The sequence below is a fragment of the Nocardia sp. JMUB6875 genome (genome assembly GCF_041154655.1).
GTDB lineage: Bacteria > Actinomycetota > Actinomycetes > Mycobacteriales > Mycobacteriaceae > Nocardia.
On the sequence record NZ_BAAFGR010000003.1, the window covers coordinates 42,553 to 60,806 of the forward strand.

Genomic DNA, 18,254 nt, shown 5'->3' on the forward strand with positions numbered 1-18,254 from the left:
ATTGGATTCGAGAGTATGCGTATCGCATTGCTGACCGCGGGAACCCGGGGCGATCATCAGCCGTATCTCGCCCTGGCCGACGAATTGCGTTCGCGCGGACACCATGTCGAGATGACCGCCACCGAGAACTACGCGGATGTGGTGCGGCGCTCGGGGTTCGAACCGCACGTCATTCCCTTCAACTCCGCGGAACTGCTGGAGTCGCCCGCGGCCAAACGCGGGCTGTCCTCCGGGAATCCGCTGCCGTTCCTGCAGATCATGCTGGACACGGTGAAGATCATGGCGGGGGAGCGCGGTGAGAGAATGCACGAAGTGCTCAGCGGCGCTTGCGAATCCGCGGATGTGATCGTGTCCTGCGCCTCGACGCTGCCGTGGGCGATGGAGCGGCGGGAGAAGACCGGGCAGCGGGTGATCGGCGGGCTGCCCTATCCGCTCGAGCGCACCGCGGAGTTCCCGTCCTCGTTCACGGTCAAACAGATGGTGTCGTCGCGGCGACTGCGGCTGGCCAGCTACACGGCCTTCGAAATCGCCTACGGCGTGGCGTATCACAAGATGGATCGGCGGGTGCGCCAGCTGATGGGGTTGCCCGGCAAGCCGCAGAATCCGTTCCGCCGCATCCGTGCGGAAGGTATTCCGCTGGTGCACATGGTGAGTCCGGTGCTGCTGCCCAAGCCCACGGATTGGCCGGACCGCTCGACCGTCGTCGGCGCACCGGTCCTCCCGGCGCACATGCGCGGGGCGTGGGGCGAGGCGGCGGTCGATCCGGCGCTGACCGACTGGCTCGACGAGGGCGAGTCGCCGGTCTACTTCTGCCTGACCGGCATGCCGATCCTCGACCCGACCGCGGCCTGCGATCTCATCGCCACCGTCTGCCGCAGGCTGGGCGTCCGCGCCCTGGTCACGGTCAAGGGCGAGGGCTATCCGCGCGGCATCGGCTACGACCGCCGGCTGTTCGTCCTGGACTCCTTCGACTACGACCGCGTCCTGCCGCGCTGCCGGGCGGTCGTCCATCACGGCGGCAGCGGCAACACCCACGACGTGCTGCGCGCCGGCCTGCCCGCGGTGGTGATCGGCGTGCACAGCGACCAGTTCTTCTACGGCTGGCGGATATCGGCGCTCGGCGTCGGCGCCGACTTCCCGTACCCGAAACTGACCGAGGACCGGCTCCACGACGCACTCGTCCGGACCTTGACGCCCGAAGCCCGCAGTCGCGCAGCGGAACTCGGCCGCCTGGTCTCCGCCGAGACCGGCATCCCGTCCGCCGCGGACGCGGTGGAGCGGCTCTCCGTCACGGCCACGGCCTGATCGATGGCCGAATCCCTGCACATCGCACTGTTCACCGACTTCCACCCGACCACCCTGGGCGGCGTCCAGACCGCCATGCGATCCCTGCGCGACGCCCTGCGCGGGCAAGGTCACCGCGTGACCGTATTCTCCGCTCCCGCTCCGGGATCCGTGCCGCCCGACCCCGACACGGTCGTTCTCCGCCCGATGCCGTTCGCGATGTCGAACGGCCTGCCGCTGGTACTGCCGACGCGCGCCAACCAACGCCTGATCGACGCCGCCTTCACCGACCGCGGCCCCTTCGACCTCGTGCACTCCCTCACCACATACGGCTGCGGCATCTCCGGCATCCGTGCCGCGCGCCGCCACGGCATCCCGATCATTCAAACCATGCAGAGCCGCGACGACACGGTCATCGAAAAGTATTCCCCCGCACCGTTCCTGGCCGCCCTGACCATGCGGCTCCTGCACGGCTGGTTCGTCCCCCTGCGCAACCACCCGCCCTACCCCGGCGACACCCGCACCACCCGCCTGGCCTGGCGTCCCCTGATCGCCCACGCACAAGCCACCGACCACGTGATCGTCCCAACCCACCACTTCGCCCGGCGCCTCGCCGCCCGCGGCGTAGATCGCCCGATTCACGTGGTATCCAACGGAATCGACGACGCCCTCCTCGACCGCATCCGCGGCACGAGCGAGCCGGACCTGAACGCGGCCGAGCCGGGGCCGAACGCGAGCGAGCCGCTGCGCGCCCTGTGGTGCGGCCGCCTATCCCCGGAAAAGCGCCCTCTCGAAGCGATCGAAGCGGCCCGCCTGGTCGACAACTGCACCCTGGACATCTACGGCAGCGGCCCCCTCGCCGAAGACGCCCGCAAGGCCATCACCGCCGCAAACCTCTCCCACCGCGTCCACCTACACGGCGAAGTAGACCAATCCGCCTGCCTGACCGCCATGCGCACCCACGACGTCCTCCTCCTCACCTCCGACTGCGACACCCAGGGCATGGTCCTCCTGGAAGCCGTGGCCATGGGCCTCCCGGTGCTCTACTGCGACCCCGAACTCTCCGAAACCGTGCCCGAGGACGGCAGCATCCGCACCCCCACCCCCTCGGTCCAATCCTTCGCCACCGAACTCGCGGGCCTGGCAGCTGATCGCACCCGCCTCCCACTGATGCGCAAGGCTCTATCCCCCCACGCCGACGAACCCCGCCAGTCGAATCACATCACCCGAATCCTGTCGATCTACACCGCAAGCCTCTCCGAATAACGGTGCCCGACAGGCGAATAGACCATGCAACCGCAAACATCCTCGGGCCTCGACGAGATCGAGGCCCGAGGATGTGGTGATCGCCGTGTCGTGGTCGCCGTTTAAGGCTGGGAGCGGGCGAGGACAGAGTTGCGGTAGCCGAAGCCCGCGTAGAGGGCGAGTCCGAGCAGGAGCCAGACGATGAATCGGACCCAGGTGATGACGTCGAGGTGGCTGATCAGCCACAGCGAGAAGGCGATGCCGATGAGTGGGACGACCGGGACCCAGGGGGTGCGGAAGGCGCGCTCGGCGTCGGGGCGGGTGCGGCGCAGGCGCATGACTCCGAGGGCGACCACGATGAAGGCCATGAGAATGCCGACATTGGTGAGTTCGGCGGCCTCGCGGATGGGCAGGAACCCGGCGATCAGGGCGGAGACGATGCCGACCGGCCAGATGACGCGGGTGGGGACCTTGCGTTCACTGCACTTGCCGAAGTAGTCGGGCAGCAGGCCGTCCCGGCTCATGGCGAATCCGACACGGGTGACGGCGAGCATATTGGCGAACGCGGAGGTGGTGACGCCGACGACCGCGCCGACCGCGATGACCAGACCGAGAATCCCCATGCCGATGGTGTCGAAGGCGCTGGAGAACGGTGCGGCGACATCGATGTCGGCGTAGTTCACCATGCCGACGATGACCAGGCACACCAACAGGTAGACGAGCGAGGCGATGCCGAGGCTGATGAGAATGGCCTTGGGCAGCAGTTTCTTACCGTCCTTGGACTCCTCGGCGGCCGCGCTCATGGCGTCGTAGCCGTAGACCGCGAAGAACGCCAGGGCCGCACCCGATACCGCGCCGCCGACGCCGAACGGGAAGAACGGGGTGTAGTTGCCCGCCTTGATATGGAAGGCCCCGGCGATCACGACGATGCCGACGATGACCATCTTCACCGCGACGAGTCCGGTTTGCACGCGGGCGGATTCGCGGGTGCCGCGGGAGAGCAGGAAGGCCAGCAGCAGGCACAGGACGACGGCGAACAGGTCGATCTTGCGGCCCTCGCCGGTGCCGGGCGCGCCCAGGGCCCAAGTCGGAAGGTCGAATCCGATGTAGTGGGTGATGTAGTTGAGGTAGCCGGAGACCGCGATCGCCACCACCGACACGATGGCGGTGTATTCGAGCAGCAGGTCCCAGCCGATCATGAAGCCGATGATCTCGCCCAGTGCCACATACGAATACGTGTAGGCCGAACCGGCTTTGGGCACCATGCCCGCGAATTCGGCGTAGCACAGTCCCGCCGCGCCGGAGGCGATGACGGCGATGGCGAAGGAGATGAGCACGGCCGGGCCCGCCACCTCGTTGGCCACGACCCCGGCCAGGGAGAACACCCCCGCGCCGACCAGGCCGCCCAGACTCAGCGCGACCAGTTGCCATAGGCCCATGCTCTTGGTGAAATCGCCGGTGTCGGCATCGGTGACGGGCATGCGGCGCATGATTCCGCCGAGGGTGATGGGTGGGCGAGGGCGGCGGGTGACGACAGACATTGTCGCGCCTTTCAGGTGGTGATATTTCAACTAGGGGTGGTGGACGGGGGAGGCTTCAGAAGACGAAGCCCTCGGGGAACGGGTCGGCCGGGTCGAGCAGATAGTTGGCGGTGCCGGTCAGCCAGGCGCGACCGGTGATCTCCGGCACGATCGCGGGATGCCCTGCGACGCTGGTGGATTCGATCGCACGCGCGTAGAAGGTGGTGCCGATGAAGGAGTCATTGCGCAGCACCTGGTCGCCGGAGAGCAGCCCCCGCGCGTGCTGCCGGGCCAGCAGCGCGGACGTGCCGGTACCGCAGGGCGAGCGGTCGAACCAGCCCGGGTGAATGGCCATGGCGTTGCGGGTGTGCGCGGGCTCGGAGGCCGGGTCCAGGAACAGGACGTGCTTGCACCCGCCGATCCGGTCGTCGTCGCGGTGCACCGGGCGACGGGACTCGTTGATGGCGTGCATGATTCGCAGACCGGCGTCCAGAATCCGATCCTGGTGGCCGCGGTCGAAGGGCAGCCCGAGCTTGCCGAGATCGACGATGGCGTAGAAGTTTCCGCCGTAGGCCATGTCGTAGCTAACCGCGCCGATTCCCGGCACCTCGACGTCGTTGTCGAGGCTGTCGCAGTAGGACGGCACATTGCGCAACGCCACCGAATCCGCGTGACCGGCGGTGACATTCACGCTCGCCACGACGCGCCCGGCGGGTGTGTCCAGCCGGATCTCGGTGACCGGTTCGGTCACCGGCACCATGCCCGCCTCCACCAGCGCGGTCGCGACACCGATGGTCCCGTGCCCGCACATCGGCAGCAGCCCGCTCACCTCGATGAACAGCACGCCGTAGTGCCCGTCGGCGGTGGTGGCGGGTTGCAGGATCGCCCCGCTCATGGACGCGTGCCCGCGCGGCTCGTTGACCAGGAATTTCCGCAGCCCGTCCAGGTTTTCGACGAAATGGTCGCGCCGATCGGCCATGGTGCTGCCGGGGATGGTCCCGACCCCGCCGGTCACCACCCGGGTCGGCATCCCCTCGGTGTGGGTGTCGATGGCGGAGATGATTCTGCTGCTGTGCATCAGGACTGTCCTTCGGTGTCGAGTTCGGCGAGTTCACGCAGGCGCACGACGGCGGCCAGCGGACGCCAGGCGGGGGTGGCGGCGGCCAGCCCGGACGGGGCGAGATCGGCTGTGCCGTAGCGGCATTGGTTACCGGATCCGGTACCGTCGGCGGTCTGCGTGGTGCGCAAGGCGGTGATGGCGGACCCGCAGATGCGCCCCTGGCACGGGCCGAGCCCGGCGCGGGTGGCGAGTTTGGCCGCGCGGTAGCTGTCGCCCGCCGCGCCGGCCCAGGCGGCGGTCAACTCGGCGCGGGTGGTGTTCTCGCACCGGCAGATGACGGTGCCGGGTTGGGACCAGTGCGCCGCCGCGGCGCCGATCGGATGCGCGGCCGCGAGACGGGCGATGAACTGCCGGGCGGTGCGGTGCCGAGCGCGCAGGCCACGCTCGGCGTCCGGATCGCCGCCCGCCGCGGCGATTCCGGCCACGGCTCCCTCGACAGCGGCGGCCTGGGAGCCGCCGATTCCGGTGATTTCCCCTGCGGCCCAGACCTTTTCCTCGCTGGTCCGCTGATCGCGATCGACCTCGACGAAGCCGTCCGCGTTCAGCCGCGCGCCGGCGGCGACCGCGAGTTCGTGCTGCGGGCTGAAGCCGTGCGAGACGGCGACCGCGTCCACCGCGACGGTCGTTTCGCTGCCCGGGATCGGCCGCCAGTGTTCGTCGAGCCGGGCCACCGTCGCCTCCTCCACGCGGCCGTTGCCCGCGACGGCGATCACCGCGCTCGAGGTGCGCAGCGGAATCCGATGGCGCAGACCGGAACTCGCGTACTCGATCAGCTCGGCCGCCTTGCCCGCGCTGTGCCGCAGCTCCCACGGCCGGGCGGCCCAGTGCCGCAGAATCCGGCGAGCCGGATTCGCTTCCAGCACCGCCCGGATCTCGGCGCCGCCCTGCGCCAGCGAGTGCGCGACGGGCAGCAGGAAGGGGCCGGTGCCCGACACCAGCACCGATCGCCCGATGAGCAGCCGCTGGGTTTTCACCAGCGTCTGCGCCGCGCCCGCGGTGTAGACCCCGGGCAGGTCCCAGCCGGGGAACGGGCACACCCGGTCGTAGGCGCCGGTCGCGACGATCAGGGCGTCACCGCGCACCTCGCGGTGAGTTCGCCGCTCGCCCTCGACTCCGATCAGCAATCGCACTGTGGGGCAACCGCCTTCGGGGTGGCGCTCCAGGTGATACACCGCCGCCCGGGCGAGATACTCGCAGCGCGGATGCTCGAGCAGCAGGCGCGCCCGCCGCTCGGCGGCGGCGTATCCGTGGCCGATGGCCAGCGGCCGCCGGATCCCGTAGGCGGCGGGAATGCGCCGGTTGTACTGGCCGCCCAAGGCCTCGTTGGAATCGATGAGCGTGACGCGCGCGCCCTGGCGCAGTGCCGCCGCGGCCGCCGCGGTCCCCGCCGGACCGCCGCCGATCACCACCACGTGCCGGTTCATCGCGCACCCCGCTCGGCTCGGCTCTGACCGGTGACGGTGTCGCCGTCGCGAGCGGGTCGGCGGCACAGGCGGACATCCGGCACCCCGTTGACGGTCGCGACACAGTCGAAACAGACGCCGATACCGCAGAACACACCGCGCCCGCCGCCATCGCGTGCGGTGCGCCAGTGGACGCGGCCGTCGGCGAGCAGCACGGTGGCGAGGGTCTGACCGTGCACACCGGCCACCTCGACGCCGTCGGCGACAATGGTCAGCGGCCGGTCCGCGCGGCCGAGGCGGTCACGGTCGGGGGGAATCAGGAAGGGGCTCATGGTGATACGTACTCCGTCGTCGGGTTGAGGACCGCCGGTCGGTCGACGGTGAACGCGGTGCTGTCGAACCGGCCCGGCTCGCCGGTCAAGGCTGTGGCGACCAGTTGCGCCGTCCCGATGGCGAGCCCGATGCCCGCGCCCTCGTGCCCGGTCGCGTGCCACAGCCCGGGCAGGCGCGGATCCGGGCCGATGACCGGCAGGTGGTCGTCGACATAGGGCCGGAAACCGCCGTAGGCGCGCATGATCGCCACGTCCGCGAGCACCGGGAACAGGCGCATGGCCTTGCGAGCGATCGCTGCCAGGCTGTCGGGACGGATGCGGTCGTCGAAGCCGGCCTGCCGCCGCGACGAGCCCAGCAACAGCGGCCCGCCGCGCGTGGACTCGACCACGGTCGAGGTTTGCAGGCCCGCCGCCGAATTGCCCACCTCGCCGACGTAGTCCGCGTCATAGACCTTGTGGAAGACGGTCGGCGGCAGGGGAGCGGTGATCAGCACGTCGCCGCGGCGCGGTTTGACCGCGATCGGTGCGCCCAGCACCCGCGAGACGGTGCCCGACCACGGCCCGGCGGCATTGATCACCACGTCGGCGAACCGGTCGCCGCGGGTGGTCCGCACCCCCAGCAGCTGCCCGCCGCCGACGATCGAACCGGTGACGGCACAACGGGTTTCGACGATCGCCCCGGCCGTGGTCGCCGCGGCGAGCAGGGCGGTCGCCGCGGCGACCGGCTGCACCTGCGCGTCCTCGGGGTAGTGGACGGCAGCGGTGGCCGACGGGGTGATCGCGGGCTCGGCCGCCGTGAGCTGCGCCGCGTCGAGCGCCTCGCACCGCACACCGGCCGCCCGCTGGCCATCGGCGAAGGCTGCGAGCGTGGCCGCCCCGTCCTCGGTGGTGGCGACGACTATGCCGCCCTTGGGATCCCATTCGACGGCGGCGACGGCCGCGGGCAGCCGCTCGCCGATCCGCTGGAGCGTCTCCGGCCACAGCCGCCGCGACAGTCGCGCGAGCTCCAACTCCGGACCCGGACCCTTGTCGGAGACCAGCACATTGCCCTCGCCGTGCGCCGTGGTCCCCGACGCCACCCCGCCCGCCTCGCAGACCCGCACCGTCAGGCCCGCCAGCGTCAGCCGGTCGGCCAGTGCGCAGCCGATCACGCCGCCGCCGATGATGAGCACATCGGTCCCCCTCACGGACGATGTGCCGGGGTCGTCGAATGTCATTGCGCCCGAGCTCCGTTCACCGATCTCGGCACGGACAGCGGGTTGTCGTCGCGCAGTTCCGGCGGTAACAGGTCCTGAGGCATCGACTGGAACACCACCGGGCGCAGGAACCGTTCGAGCGAGGCGGTGCCCACCGAGGTCGCGGTGGGCGCGGTCGTCGCCGGGTAGGGACCGCCGTGCTGTTGCGCGTAGGTCACCGAGAGCCCGGTGGGCCAGCTGTTCCACAGCACCCGGCCCGCGCTCGCGACACCCTCGGCGACGAGCACGGTCGCGGTGGCGTCGGCCTCCTCGCCGAAGACCGAAACCGTCAGCTGTCCGCCGACCGTGCGAGCGAGCTCGAGTAGCTCGGTGGTGTCGCGGTACGTCACGATCAGCGCTGCCGGGCCGAACATCTCGTGGATGAGCGCTTCCGGATCGGCGAGGACGTCCTGGGCGGTGGTGGTCAGCAGCAGGGTCCGGCCCGCCGCACCGCCGCTGAGGATCCGGACCCGGGGGTGGTCGCGGAATTGCTCGACGGCCCCGATGAATCCGGCTTCGATCGCGCCATTGAGCATGTCCCCGGTCGGTTCGGGTGCCGACCGCGCCAATTCGTCCAGCAGCGGTGACCCCACCGGGATCGCGATCAGCCCCGGCTTGGTGCACAGCTGGCCGGCGCTGGCCGACAGCGCGCCCAGCAGTCCGGCGGTGATCTCCGCAGCCCGGTTCCGTGCGGCCGTGGCGGTGACGAAAACCGGGTTGACGGAACCCATTTCACCGTAGAACGGGATGGGTACCGGGCGGGCGTTCGCGATGTCGAACAGGGCCCGCCCGCCCTTGCCGGAGCCGGTGAACGCCGCCGCGGCCACGGCCGGATGGGTCAGCGCACGCACGCCCGCGTCGAGTCCGAAGATCAGTCCGAAAGCTCCACGCGGGGACCGGTATTCGTCCAGCGCCTCGGCGATGATCGCGCCGACGGCCCGGGACAGCGCCGGATGGCCCGGGCTCGCCTTCACGATCACCGGGCAACCGGCGGCCAGGGCCGCGGCGGTGTCGCCACCGGCGACGGAGAAGGCGAACGGGAAGTTGCTGGCCGCGAAATTGACGACCGGGCCGAGCGGAACCTTCATCCGGCGCAGATCCGGCCGGGGCGCACCCATCGGCCACTCGGCATCGGCGGTGTCGATGCGGACATCCAGATAGCGGCCGTCGCGCACCGTCTCGGCGAACAAGCGCAGTTGAAAGGTGGTGCGCCGCATTTCAGCGGTCAATCGTGGCGCTGACAGCCGGGTTTCGCGCTGCGCCAGGGCGATCAGGCCGGCGGCCCGGGCGTCGAGCCGGTCGGCGATGCCGTCCAGCACCCGGGCACGTCCGGCCGCACCCGTCGCCGCCCATGCCGGTGCGGCGGCGGCCGCGGCCTCGACCACGGCATCGACCTCGAGTGCCGTGGTGTCGGCGATCGCTTCGGCTGTCGTGTCGATCATCGGTAGCCCTTGGCCAGCACCGCTTCGGTGTCGGCGGTGATCTTGGCGATCAGTTCGGATGCGAGCGGAATGCGCGGTGGGCGGCAGGCCCCGCCGGGGCGTCCGGCCAGATCCATCGACAACTTGATGGCGTGCACGAACTCGGTCTTGGAATCCCAGCGCAGCAGCGGGTGCAGGTCCCGGTACAGGGGTAGCGCCTTGTCCAGGTCGCGGTTGACCGCCGCGTTGTACAGCTCCACGGTCACCTGCGGAATGGCGTTGGGGTATCCGGCCACCCAGCCGACCGCGCCCGCGATGCCCAGTTCCAGCACCACGTCGTCGGAGCCGATGAGCACGTCGAGTTCCGGTGCCAGTTCCTTGATCTCGTAGAAGCGCCGGACATCGCCGGTGAACTCCTTGACGCCCACGATCAGCCCCTCGGCGTGCAGTTCGGCCAGCAGGTCGGGGGTCAGGTCGATGCGGGTGTCGATCGGATTGTTGTAGGCCACGATGGGCAGGCCGACCGCGGCGACGGTCCGATAGTGGTCGAGCACGACCTCCCGATTGCCGCGATAGATGTTGGGCGGCAACAGCATGACCGATTCCGCGCCCGCCGCGGCGGCCTGCTCGGCCCATTTGCGGGCCTGCAGCGCACCGTAGGCGGCGATGCCCGGCATGACCGAGAAGCCTTGCGGCGCGGCCTCGATGGCGGTGGTCACCACCCGGGCGCGCTCGGTGTCATCGAGGGTCTGGTACTCACCGAGCGAGCCGTTGGGGCTCACACCGTGGCAGCCATTGGCCGCCAGCAACCGGACGTGCTCGGCGTAGGCGTCGTAGTCGACCGAGAGGTCCTCGGTGAACGGCAGGGTGGTCGCGACGATCACCCCGTGCCAGGGCTTGTTCGCCGACGTCGTGGTGGTTTCGGACATCCGAGTCTCCATCAGGTCAGAAGTTCCGGGGGAGAGCGCCCCGGCCGCCTGCCACCATGTGATGTGTGACATTGCACTGAAGGTAAGTGATGGAGTGATGCCCGGTCAACCGCTTGCGTGATCCGGGTCACCACCCTATGGTGCAATGTCACACATCACTGATGAAGGTGGATCATGACCGCTCTAGACGACTCCGCGACCGCCCAGCAAGCCGATTCGGGCCCGCCCGCCGGACTGCGCCGGATCGTGGCCGCGGCCATGGCCGGCGCGGTCGCCGAGTGGTACGAGTTCTTCCTGTACGGGACGGCCTCCGCGCTGGTCTTCGGTCAGGTGTTCTTCCGCTCCGGCGGCAATGCCATCGACGGCGTCATCGCGGCCTTCGCGCTCTACGCGGTCGGATTCCTGGCCCGGCCCTTCGGCGGAATCCTGTTCGGGCACTTCGGCGATCGCGTCGGGCGCAAGGCGCTGCTGCAGCTGAGCCTGGTGGTCGTCGGCATCACCACCTTCCTGATGGGCTGCCTGCCGACCTTCGCCGTGATCGGCTACTGGGCGCCCGTGCTGCTGGTGACCCTGCGCCTGATCCAGGGCTTCGCGTTCGGCGGTGAATGGGGCGGGGCGGTGCTGCTGGTCAGTGAGCACAGTCCGGATGACCGGCGCGGGTTCTGGGCCAGCTGGCCGCAGTCGGGCGTGCCACTGGGCAACGTGCTGGCGACCGTGGTGATGCTGGTGCTGTCGGCGAATCTGTCCGAGGCGCAGTTCCTGTCCTGGGGGTGGCGCATCGGCTTCTGGCTCTCGGCCGTTGTGGTGCTGGTCGGCTACTGGGTGCGCTCCAGCGTCGACGACGCGCCGATATTCCTTGCGGCGCAACAGCGTTCCGATGCCGACCGGCGGCACGCGCTCGGCATCGTCGAGGTGCTGCGCCACCACTGGCGGCAGGTCCTCATCGGCATCGGCGCGCGGTTCGCCGAGAACATCCTCTACTACCTGGTGGTGACCTTCTCGATCACCTACCTCAAGCTGGCCGTGCACGTGGACACCGCGCCGATCCTGGCGCTCATGCTGGTGGCACACCTGCTGCACTTCTTCATGATTCCGGCGGCGGGTCTGCTGTCGGACCTGATCGGTCGGCGGCCGGTGTACCTCACCGGCGCCGTGCTCACCGCCGGCTGGGGTTTCGCTGCCTTCCCGCTCATGGACACCGGGAACTACGCGCTCATCATCGTGGCCATCACCGTCGGTCTGGCCATCGAATCATGCACCTACGCACCGTATTCCGCCCTCATGACCGAGATGTTTCCCACTCGCGTGCGCTATACGGCGCTGTCCTTCTGCTATCAGGTCGCCCCGATCCTGGCCGGATCACTGGCCCCGCTCATCGCCATCAGTCTGTTCGACCATTTCCACAGCTCGGTGCCGATCTCGCTGTATCTGGTTGCCGCCGCGGCGATCTCGGTCGTGGCGGTCGGCCTGGCCGAGGAGACCGTGGGCAAGTCCCTGTGGTCGGTCGACGCCGACGCCGCGCCGACCCGGACGAAGTCTATGCCACGTGACATGGCATAGACTGTCGTGAATCGATCGAGTCGGACAATCCTGGGCAGGGGTGAGCACGTGAGTATCGACCAGTTCACCCAGGTGGAAAAGGTCAGCCTGCGCGACAAGGTCTCGCGGGCCCTGCGCGCGGCCATCATCGCCGGTGAAATGGAACCCGGCGTGGTGTACTCCGCTCCGACCCTGGGTGCGCGCTTCGGAGTGTCGGCCACTCCGGTCCGCGAGGCGATGCAGGATCTGGCCCGCGAGAACCTCATCTCGATCGTGCCCAACAAGGGTTTTCGCGTCACCGAGGTCGCCGAGAAGGATCTCGACGACATCACCCGCATCCGCCTGCTGCTCGAACCGCCGGTCGTCCGCGAGGTCACCCCGCTGATCCCCGACGCGGACTTCCCGCATCTGCGCTCCCTCGCGGAAAAGATCGTCGAGGGGGCGGAGGGCGGCGACCTGGTCGAATACACTGCCGCGGACCAGATCTTCCACCTCACACTGCTCGGCTACGCCGACAACCCCCGCCTCAACGCCCTGGTCTCCGACCTGCGCGACCACACCCGCCTGTTCGGCCTCGCCTCCCTGGCCAAGAAGGGCGAACTGGTGGACGTCGCCCGCGAACACCTCACCATCGTCGACCTCCTGGAATCCCGCGACCAGGACGCCGTCGAACGTTTCCTGCGCGCTCACATCCAGCAGGCCCGCGGCCGCTGGGCCAAGCCCGAAGAGTAAGCCCCGCACAGGGTTTGCCGAGAGGATGCTCGCGGCTGTGCGCGAAGCTGGAGAGGAATACGACACCCTCCCGTGGCACGACTGCCGCGGGAGGGTGTTCGAGTTGTGCGCGAGGCGGGACTTGAACACATGAACCCGGTTCACGAGCCCGAGGCTCGTGTTCATGTGCACTAGAATACGCGGTGGCATCCGGGAACTCTCGTGGATCGTCCAGTTGAACGGTCGCCAATTGTGTACACATTTGGGTACACTATTCTCATGGAAACCTTGTCGGTGCGGGAAGCTCGGGAGCAGCTCTCGGGTCTGTTGGCGCGGTTCCGTAAAGGTGACAGCCGACCTGTGGGGGTTGGGTCTCATCGCAAGACCGAGGCGGTGATGGTGCCTTTCGAAGTGTTCGAGGAGCTGACTGCGGAGCGGTCGCGATCCTTGGCTCAGGCGGCTGCGTCGGTGCGGGCGGAAGGCGAGTCGGCGAGCCCCGCTGCCGAAGTGATCATGGCGCAGTGGGCGCGAGGCGAGATCAGTACGTCGCGGATGCGGGAGTTGGTCCGGAGTCTGCACGGCGCCGCATGACGGTTGACCCGTACATCGACCCGGAATCGGGCGTATTGCGTAACCGCCTGGGGATCGTGGATGCCGCATTGTTGCGACAGGTGGAAGCGGATCTGAGCTTGGCCGCACTGGCCGATCTCGGTCTGCGGTCGGTACCGGGGCGATACGACTTGGCGCACATGTGCGCATTCCATCGGGAGATTTTCGGTGATGTATATCCGTGGGCCGGGGAGGTGCGGGTTGTCGGGATCGCCAAGTCGGATCCGTTCTGCCTTCCGCGTCATATCGTGAGCTACGCGGCGGAGGTGTTCGCCGCACTCGCGACCGACGGGTACCTCCGCGGGTTGGACCGAGCCGGTTTCGTCGCGAAGCTGACGCACTATCTGGCCGAAGTCAACGCGATCCATCCGTTCCGCGAGGGCAACGGGCGCACCCAGCGTGCCTTTTTTCATCAGTTGGGCCGCGAGGCCGGTTGGGTGATCGACTGGTCCAGACTTGATCCCGGGGAGAATGTTCACGCATCGATGGCGTCATTGCGCGGCGACAACGACCCGTTGCACACGTTGCTCGACTCGCTCGTGCGCCCATCCGGTGCCTCTGACTGACCTAGCGTCATCGAGACGCGATCTGTCGGGTCTCGTCGGAAGGTTGCGCACCTGATCGCAATTCGCACTTGCATCTGGCCTACCTTCAGTCGTCAAGCAGCGCCAGCCGGTGGCGTTCGAATGAACGGCGGCGAAGTGCCGCCGCTGTCGTCACTGTCTCGTGGGTCTGTCGAGGCGTTGGCGCAGGACCGCGGCGGTTGCTTGGCAGGTCGGGTCCACCGCGAATTCCGGGGACGTGGCGCCATCGCGGACGACGGCTTGGGTGAACAGGAAGCATAGGTGCGCGGTCACCGTCTGCCACAACGGGATTAGGGTCGGTCCGGTGCTCAGCCCGGCAAGTACCGCGATCTCCTCGACGGTGATGTCCAGCCCTCGCTCCCGCAGGCCCTGTTGCGCGGCTTCGATCAGCGCGATTGCGGCTGCCGTGAATCATCGCTGTTTTGCGGTGGTAGTGCTCTGCCTGGGCAATTCCGTGAGCACGGTGCGTGCGAAGGCTTGTGCGGCCTTGGTCGGGATCTCCACGTTGGAAAGTTCTGTCGGCTGCCACGTGAGCAGGCCGAGTTGGGTGAGGAGGTAACGAACCGGCCGGGTGGCGTCGTAGATGGCGGCGTCGAAGTGGTCGTGGTCGATCATCCAGCCGAGTGCGGGCAGGGTGCGTGCGACGAATTCCTGTGGATCGCCGGTGTCGTCGGCGGCCAGCGCCAGCAGGTACAGCAGGCCGCCGTGCTGATGGTAAGGCTGTTTCAGTAGCGCGGGTACACGCCGGGCCAGATACCGCCACAGTTCCATCGGGTTACCGTGCAGCGCACGAGCTTTGGTCGTCGGTAGCAGTCGGCCGCGATGTTTGCGCAGCAAGCCCAGGGATTGGGCGGATTCCCGCAGGGACAGGACCGGGTAGGTTTGGTCTTCGCGGTTTCCTTTGCCGATCCATTCGGAGCTCATCCCGAGTTCGGTGTAGAGCGCCTCGACGATCTTGGGTGGCAGGTAGCCGGCGTTGGTGAGGGTGATGCCCTCCCCGACGTGGTCGAGCAGCCGCAGGTAGCGGTGGAGAGTTCGTTCGGCGACCGCGGTATCCACCAATGTGGGTGCACCGATATGGGCTCGGCCGGCCATCGTCAGGAGCTTGCGGCGGAGCATCCCATGCGCGGCGTGGATGACCGATGCCACGGCCGCGGGGAGGTCTTCGGTGATCGCGTCGGTGGTGGACCGGCGGACGAAACTGGCGAGTGCCCGGTTGATTTCGTCGATGTCGAACGGGGTGGGCGGGTCTGCCGAAGGATCGGCATCGTCGCCGTATAGGTCGTGGAATTCGGCAAGGGCGGCGGCATGCTCGGGATGTTCGGTCTCGGTTGCGGCGGCGATCAATTCGTAGCCGTGGACGCCGCCGCAGTCTTCCGGTGGTCCCGGGCGCCGCCCGGTGAGGCAGGCGGCCGCCGGTGCGCCGGGTGAACGCGGCAGCACCGATTCGAGTGTGATGGTATGCAGCCAGTCGTCGCCGAAGTCGTAGCAGTAGAACAGGGTGTCGCCGGTGTCGGTGAGCAGTTCGTCGAGTCGGACCTGTTCCTCGGGCACGCCGGGTTGCTCGTCGTCCTCGGCCATGTATGGGCAGAGGTAGTACTCGGTCCGTGGGTCGTAATAGCCTGGCCCGCTGCCGAATTGGTGCAGGTGGCTGTCGGTCCAGCCGAATGCGGTCTGGAGTATTTCGTGTAGTTCGTCGAGGAACAGATCCGAGGACAGGTCCAGTCGCCGCCACAGCGGCGGTTTCGTATCGTCGAGGTCGACGCGGACCCGGTAGGTGAGGACCTCACCACGCCGCGGCTGCCTTCGCGACAACGACCGGTCGAACGGATTCGGCCGACGGCCGAGATGGTCGTCACCATGCATTCGGAAAGCCTATCGAGGCGGGCGGCGGTCTTGTCCAGTATCCGAGTTCGGCCGGTCTCCCGCGACCGTGGTCAGGGCAGTTCGGGATCTGGATGTTCGGCCAGGAAGCGTTCGGCGGCTGCGTCGTCGACGAGTGCGGTATCCGCGAGCCATTCCACGGCGCGGCGTTTGGCTCGGGTGTCGTGGAAGACGTGCCATGCGGACAGCAGTTGCGGGTGGTGGTCGTGCAGTTCGGCCTTGAACCGCCGGAACGCGCCGCGTCCGTCGATGGCCCTGGTGAGCCTGCGCCCGGCTTGCTCGTCGCTGATCCCCGAGGCGAAATCAGCCATATCGCGGTACCACACGCGGGAGGGCAGCGGATCGATGGGAACAAGATCCAATTCATCGAGATCGACCGGTGTTCGGCCGTCGATGCCTGTGTCGGCCGTCCAGAAAGCGATCTCGCCGGTCCGCGGGTCGATCAACCAGCGGTGCTCGTAATCGGTTTGGTCGGCCAGCGCGGTCGCGATCTCGTCCAGGTTCATCTTGTCGAGATTCGGCACCCGGCCAGAATATCCCTCGACGGTGGGTTCGCCGATTCGGACGAGGGCCGGAATCATCCAGGTGAGTATGGCTACTCACCTGCGGTGTGCGCCGGGTCGGAGCCGGGCGTGCGGTCGGGGCCAGCCTGCTCGGCGCGGCCGAATGAACGTGCCGGTTGTGGCGAGCCGACTGCGGGTCGGGCAAGATTGCGTCGAGTTAGCTGGGAGTAGTCCGACGGTTCATGCGGCTGCCTGACCGGTGGTGCGTGGAGCCGCCGAATGCCGGGCGCTCACTTCGGCGCAAAAACGTTGCTATACAGGGTGTTTGGCAGACCGAGACGCCAAAGATGCTGTGGTGCAACAACTTTTGTGCGCGAGGCGGGACTTGAACACATGAACCCGGTTCACGAGCCTGAGGCTCGTGTTCATGGGCACTAGAATACTCGATTCGTTATAGATGGGACCGGCATTCGATTCGTTCGCTGGCTGGAATATCGCCCCTGGCCAGAGCTGTAACGTGGGCACATGTGGCAGGCAGCGGTGGCTCTACCTCTGATCCTGTTCCAGGCCGCTTGTCCAACTTCTATCGCCGCGCGGGCGTGACGCTGGGCGGGCGTGGACAGCTAGACCTTCGCTCCGGTTTCTGACGCCGCCATCTTCGGCGCGCTCTGGCTGTTGGGTTAGGTCGGTTTCGACTGTCCGGGACGGAGGGCGATGCGGCTCACCGTAACGTTGCCTGGTCCCGGGCGTTGACCCTTGCCTCGTAGTTCGCTGCGGCCCCGCCTTCGGAATCCCAACGCTGTTGTGCGCCGGTCATTTCGATGTCGGTGGGTGTTGTGATGATCCGGAGGGTCAGGTGGGTGCTGTAGTCGATGCCGAGGACTTCGAGGGTGTGGGCGGCCATGTGCCGGTAGCCGTCGAGCCGTACCTGCCGTCCACCGAAGTCGAGCTTTCTTGGAGCGGTGGCCCATTCGTCGAGGTGATAGTTCACTCGATGGATAGGGCCGAGTCGGGGTGTCAGTATGGCGAGCAGGCCGGGGAGATCCTCGGCGAGGTCGCGGCTGTGCGGCCGCCAGGATCCGTCGACGGATCCGGTGCTATCGACGTCGAGATCGAGCCGCAGCCGGTGGGCGGGCGCCGACGCCTGCCGACTCGGGTTGGTTTCGTTTGGTTGTGACGTCACTATCGACACCCCTCTCTGGGGTTCCGGACGATGTCAGGGGTTCTTTCGGGGCGGTGGCATTGCGGTGGTGAGACCGGTGAGCAAGATGTCGAGGCCACGTTCGAGCTCGTCGACACCGTCGTAGGCGGCCAAGTCCGACGCGAGACTGCGGAGCAAGGGAAACTCGCCGATCGGTAAGCGGTACAGGCCCAGTCGCAGCAAATCGGTTGACTCCTCGGGCCGTTCGACTATTTCCTGCAGTTCGGTCAGAACGTGGCCGTAGAGGAATCCGAACAGGGCGCGATAGGTGCGCAGGGCGTCGGCTCCGGTGAAGTCGGCTTTCGTGAGCAGGCTCAGGATGTGTTCCAGAGGCCGCAGAGTGCCGACCGGGCGTAGTCCGAGCGGGGTGGCCAAGGGATGGGTGACCAGCAGCGGAACCACATTCGGGTGGTCGACGGCGAGGCGGCGGAAGTCGCGCGCGATCAGTCGCAGTTGGTGGCGCCAGTCCGGATCGGAGGTGTCGACGGTGAGCTGGTCCAGCACGATTTCGGTGACGCCGTCGAGCACCGCGGCCTTGTTGGTGGCATGCCGGTAGAGCGCCATCGGATCGCGGCCGAGCACCTCGCCGAGGCGGCGCATGGACAGCCGATCGACACCGTCCTCGTCGATGATCTCGAGCGCGGCCGCCAGGACCGCCGCCCGGGTGAGCAGGCTGTTGCGGGTTCGCGGACCCTCGCCCGGAGGCCCATCGCGCGTTCCGTTCATTCGGCACC

General features: G+C 68.1%; 17 protein-coding genes. 6 read left to right on the top strand and 11 right to left on the bottom strand.

Translation table 11 applies throughout. The features are described 5' to 3' along the window. The first annotated feature begins 15 nt into the window (after positions 1-15). Both ACAM49_RS01390 and ACAM49_RS01395 read left to right on the top strand, forming a co-directional pair. Entirely contained in the window at positions 16-1,305 is a 1,290-nt protein-coding gene (locus ACAM49_RS01390; protein WP_369633605.1) for a glycosyltransferase, read from the top strand. 3 nt (positions 1,306-1,308) lie between these two features. Next, complete coding sequence (locus ACAM49_RS01395; protein WP_369633606.1) at positions 1,309-2,550, top strand: glycosyltransferase; 1,242 nt, start codon at positions 1,309-1,311, stop codon at positions 2,548-2,550. A gap of 101 nt (positions 2,551-2,651) precedes the next feature. Here the strand turns inward: ACAM49_RS01395 and ACAM49_RS01400 are convergent, their stop codons facing one another. The 7 genes from ACAM49_RS01400 to ACAM49_RS01430 are packed head-to-tail and all read right to left on the bottom strand — an operon-like array spanning position 2,652 to position 10,489. Beyond that, on the bottom strand, positions 2,652-4,070 hold the full coding sequence (locus tag ACAM49_RS01400) for an amino acid permease (RefSeq protein WP_369633607.1): 1,419 nt from the start codon (positions 4,068-4,070) through the stop codon (positions 2,652-2,654). 55 nt (positions 4,071-4,125) lie between these two features. After that, entirely contained in the window at positions 4,126-5,127 is a 1,002-nt protein-coding gene (locus ACAM49_RS01405) for a proline racemase family protein (protein WP_369633608.1), read from the bottom strand. Continuing rightward, on the bottom strand, positions 5,127-6,593 hold the full coding sequence (locus ACAM49_RS01410) for an FAD-dependent oxidoreductase (protein WP_369633609.1): 1,467 nt from the start codon (positions 6,591-6,593) through the stop codon (positions 5,127-5,129). Before ACAM49_RS01410 ends, ACAM49_RS01405 begins: the two co-directional genes overlap by 1 nt. Next, positions 6,590-6,904: a (2Fe-2S)-binding protein gene (locus ACAM49_RS01415; RefSeq protein WP_369633610.1), complete on the bottom strand. Its 315-nt coding sequence runs from the start codon at positions 6,902-6,904 to the stop codon at positions 6,590-6,592. The genes ACAM49_RS01410 and ACAM49_RS01415 overlap by 4 nt, the downstream gene beginning before the upstream one ends. Beyond that, positions 6,901-8,121, bottom strand: a complete 1,221-nt coding sequence (locus tag ACAM49_RS01420) for an NAD(P)/FAD-dependent oxidoreductase (protein WP_369633611.1) — start codon at positions 8,119-8,121, stop codon at positions 6,901-6,903. Before ACAM49_RS01420 ends, ACAM49_RS01415 begins: the two co-directional genes overlap by 4 nt. After that, positions 8,118-9,581 carry an aldehyde dehydrogenase family protein gene (locus tag ACAM49_RS01425; protein ID WP_369633612.1) on the bottom strand — a complete coding sequence of 488 codons (1,464 nt, stop codon included), beginning with the start codon at positions 9,579-9,581 and terminating at the stop codon, positions 8,118-8,120. Before ACAM49_RS01425 ends, ACAM49_RS01420 begins: the two co-directional genes overlap by 4 nt. Then, the gene (locus ACAM49_RS01430) at positions 9,578-10,489 is read right to left on the bottom strand and encodes a dihydrodipicolinate synthase family protein (RefSeq protein WP_369633673.1); all 912 of its coding nucleotides are present in this window, start codon (positions 10,487-10,489) and stop codon (positions 9,578-9,580) included. The genes ACAM49_RS01425 and ACAM49_RS01430 overlap by 4 nt, the downstream gene beginning before the upstream one ends. Positions 10,490-10,663: 174 nt before the next feature. On the opposite strand from ACAM49_RS01430, the gene abaF reads away from it, so the two are divergent. From abaF to ACAM49_RS01450, 4 genes are all read left to right on the top strand, one after another. Continuing rightward, positions 10,664-12,049: a fosfomycin efflux MFS transporter AbaF gene (gene abaF / locus ACAM49_RS01435; protein ID WP_369633613.1), complete on the top strand. Its 1,386-nt coding sequence runs from the start codon at positions 10,664-10,666 to the stop codon at positions 12,047-12,049. 48 nt (positions 12,050-12,097) lie between these two features. Beyond that, positions 12,098-12,760 carry a GntR family transcriptional regulator gene (locus ACAM49_RS01440; RefSeq protein ID WP_369633614.1) on the top strand — a complete coding sequence of 221 codons (663 nt, stop codon included), beginning with the start codon at positions 12,098-12,100 and terminating at the stop codon, positions 12,758-12,760. Positions 12,761-13,018: 258 nt separating this feature from the next. After that, positions 13,019-13,330 (top strand): hypothetical protein, encoded by a 312-nt coding sequence (locus ACAM49_RS01445; RefSeq protein ID WP_369633615.1) that lies wholly within the window; start codon positions 13,019-13,021, stop codon positions 13,328-13,330. Then, complete coding sequence (locus tag ACAM49_RS01450) at positions 13,327-13,914, top strand: Fic/DOC family protein (RefSeq protein ID WP_369633616.1); 588 nt, start codon at positions 13,327-13,329, stop codon at positions 13,912-13,914. Before ACAM49_RS01445 ends, ACAM49_RS01450 begins: the two co-directional genes overlap by 4 nt. A gap of 429 nt (positions 13,915-14,343) precedes the next feature. On the opposite strand, the gene ACAM49_RS01455 is transcribed toward ACAM49_RS01450, so the two are convergent. From ACAM49_RS01455 to ACAM49_RS01470, 4 genes are all read right to left on the bottom strand, one after another. Continuing rightward, complete coding sequence (locus ACAM49_RS01455; protein WP_369633617.1) at positions 14,344-15,798, bottom strand: plasmid pRiA4b ORF-3 family protein; 1,455 nt, start codon at positions 15,796-15,798, stop codon at positions 14,344-14,346. A gap of 71 nt (positions 15,799-15,869) precedes the next feature. Beyond that, positions 15,870-16,397, bottom strand: a complete 528-nt coding sequence (locus ACAM49_RS01460; protein WP_369633618.1) for a UPF0158 family protein — start codon at positions 16,395-16,397, stop codon at positions 15,870-15,872. A 643-nt stretch (positions 16,398-17,040) separates the two neighbouring features. Continuing rightward, a complete protein-coding gene (locus ACAM49_RS01465; RefSeq protein WP_369633619.1) occupies positions 17,041-17,502 on the bottom strand; it encodes a DUF5994 family protein in 462 nt (153 codons plus the stop codon). A 33-nt stretch (positions 17,503-17,535) separates the two neighbouring features. Beyond that, positions 17,536-18,246: a TetR/AcrR family transcriptional regulator C-terminal domain-containing protein gene (locus ACAM49_RS01470; protein WP_369633620.1), complete on the bottom strand. Its 711-nt coding sequence runs from the start codon at positions 18,244-18,246 to the stop codon at positions 17,536-17,538. Between the last annotated feature and the right edge of the window lie 8 nt (positions 18,247-18,254).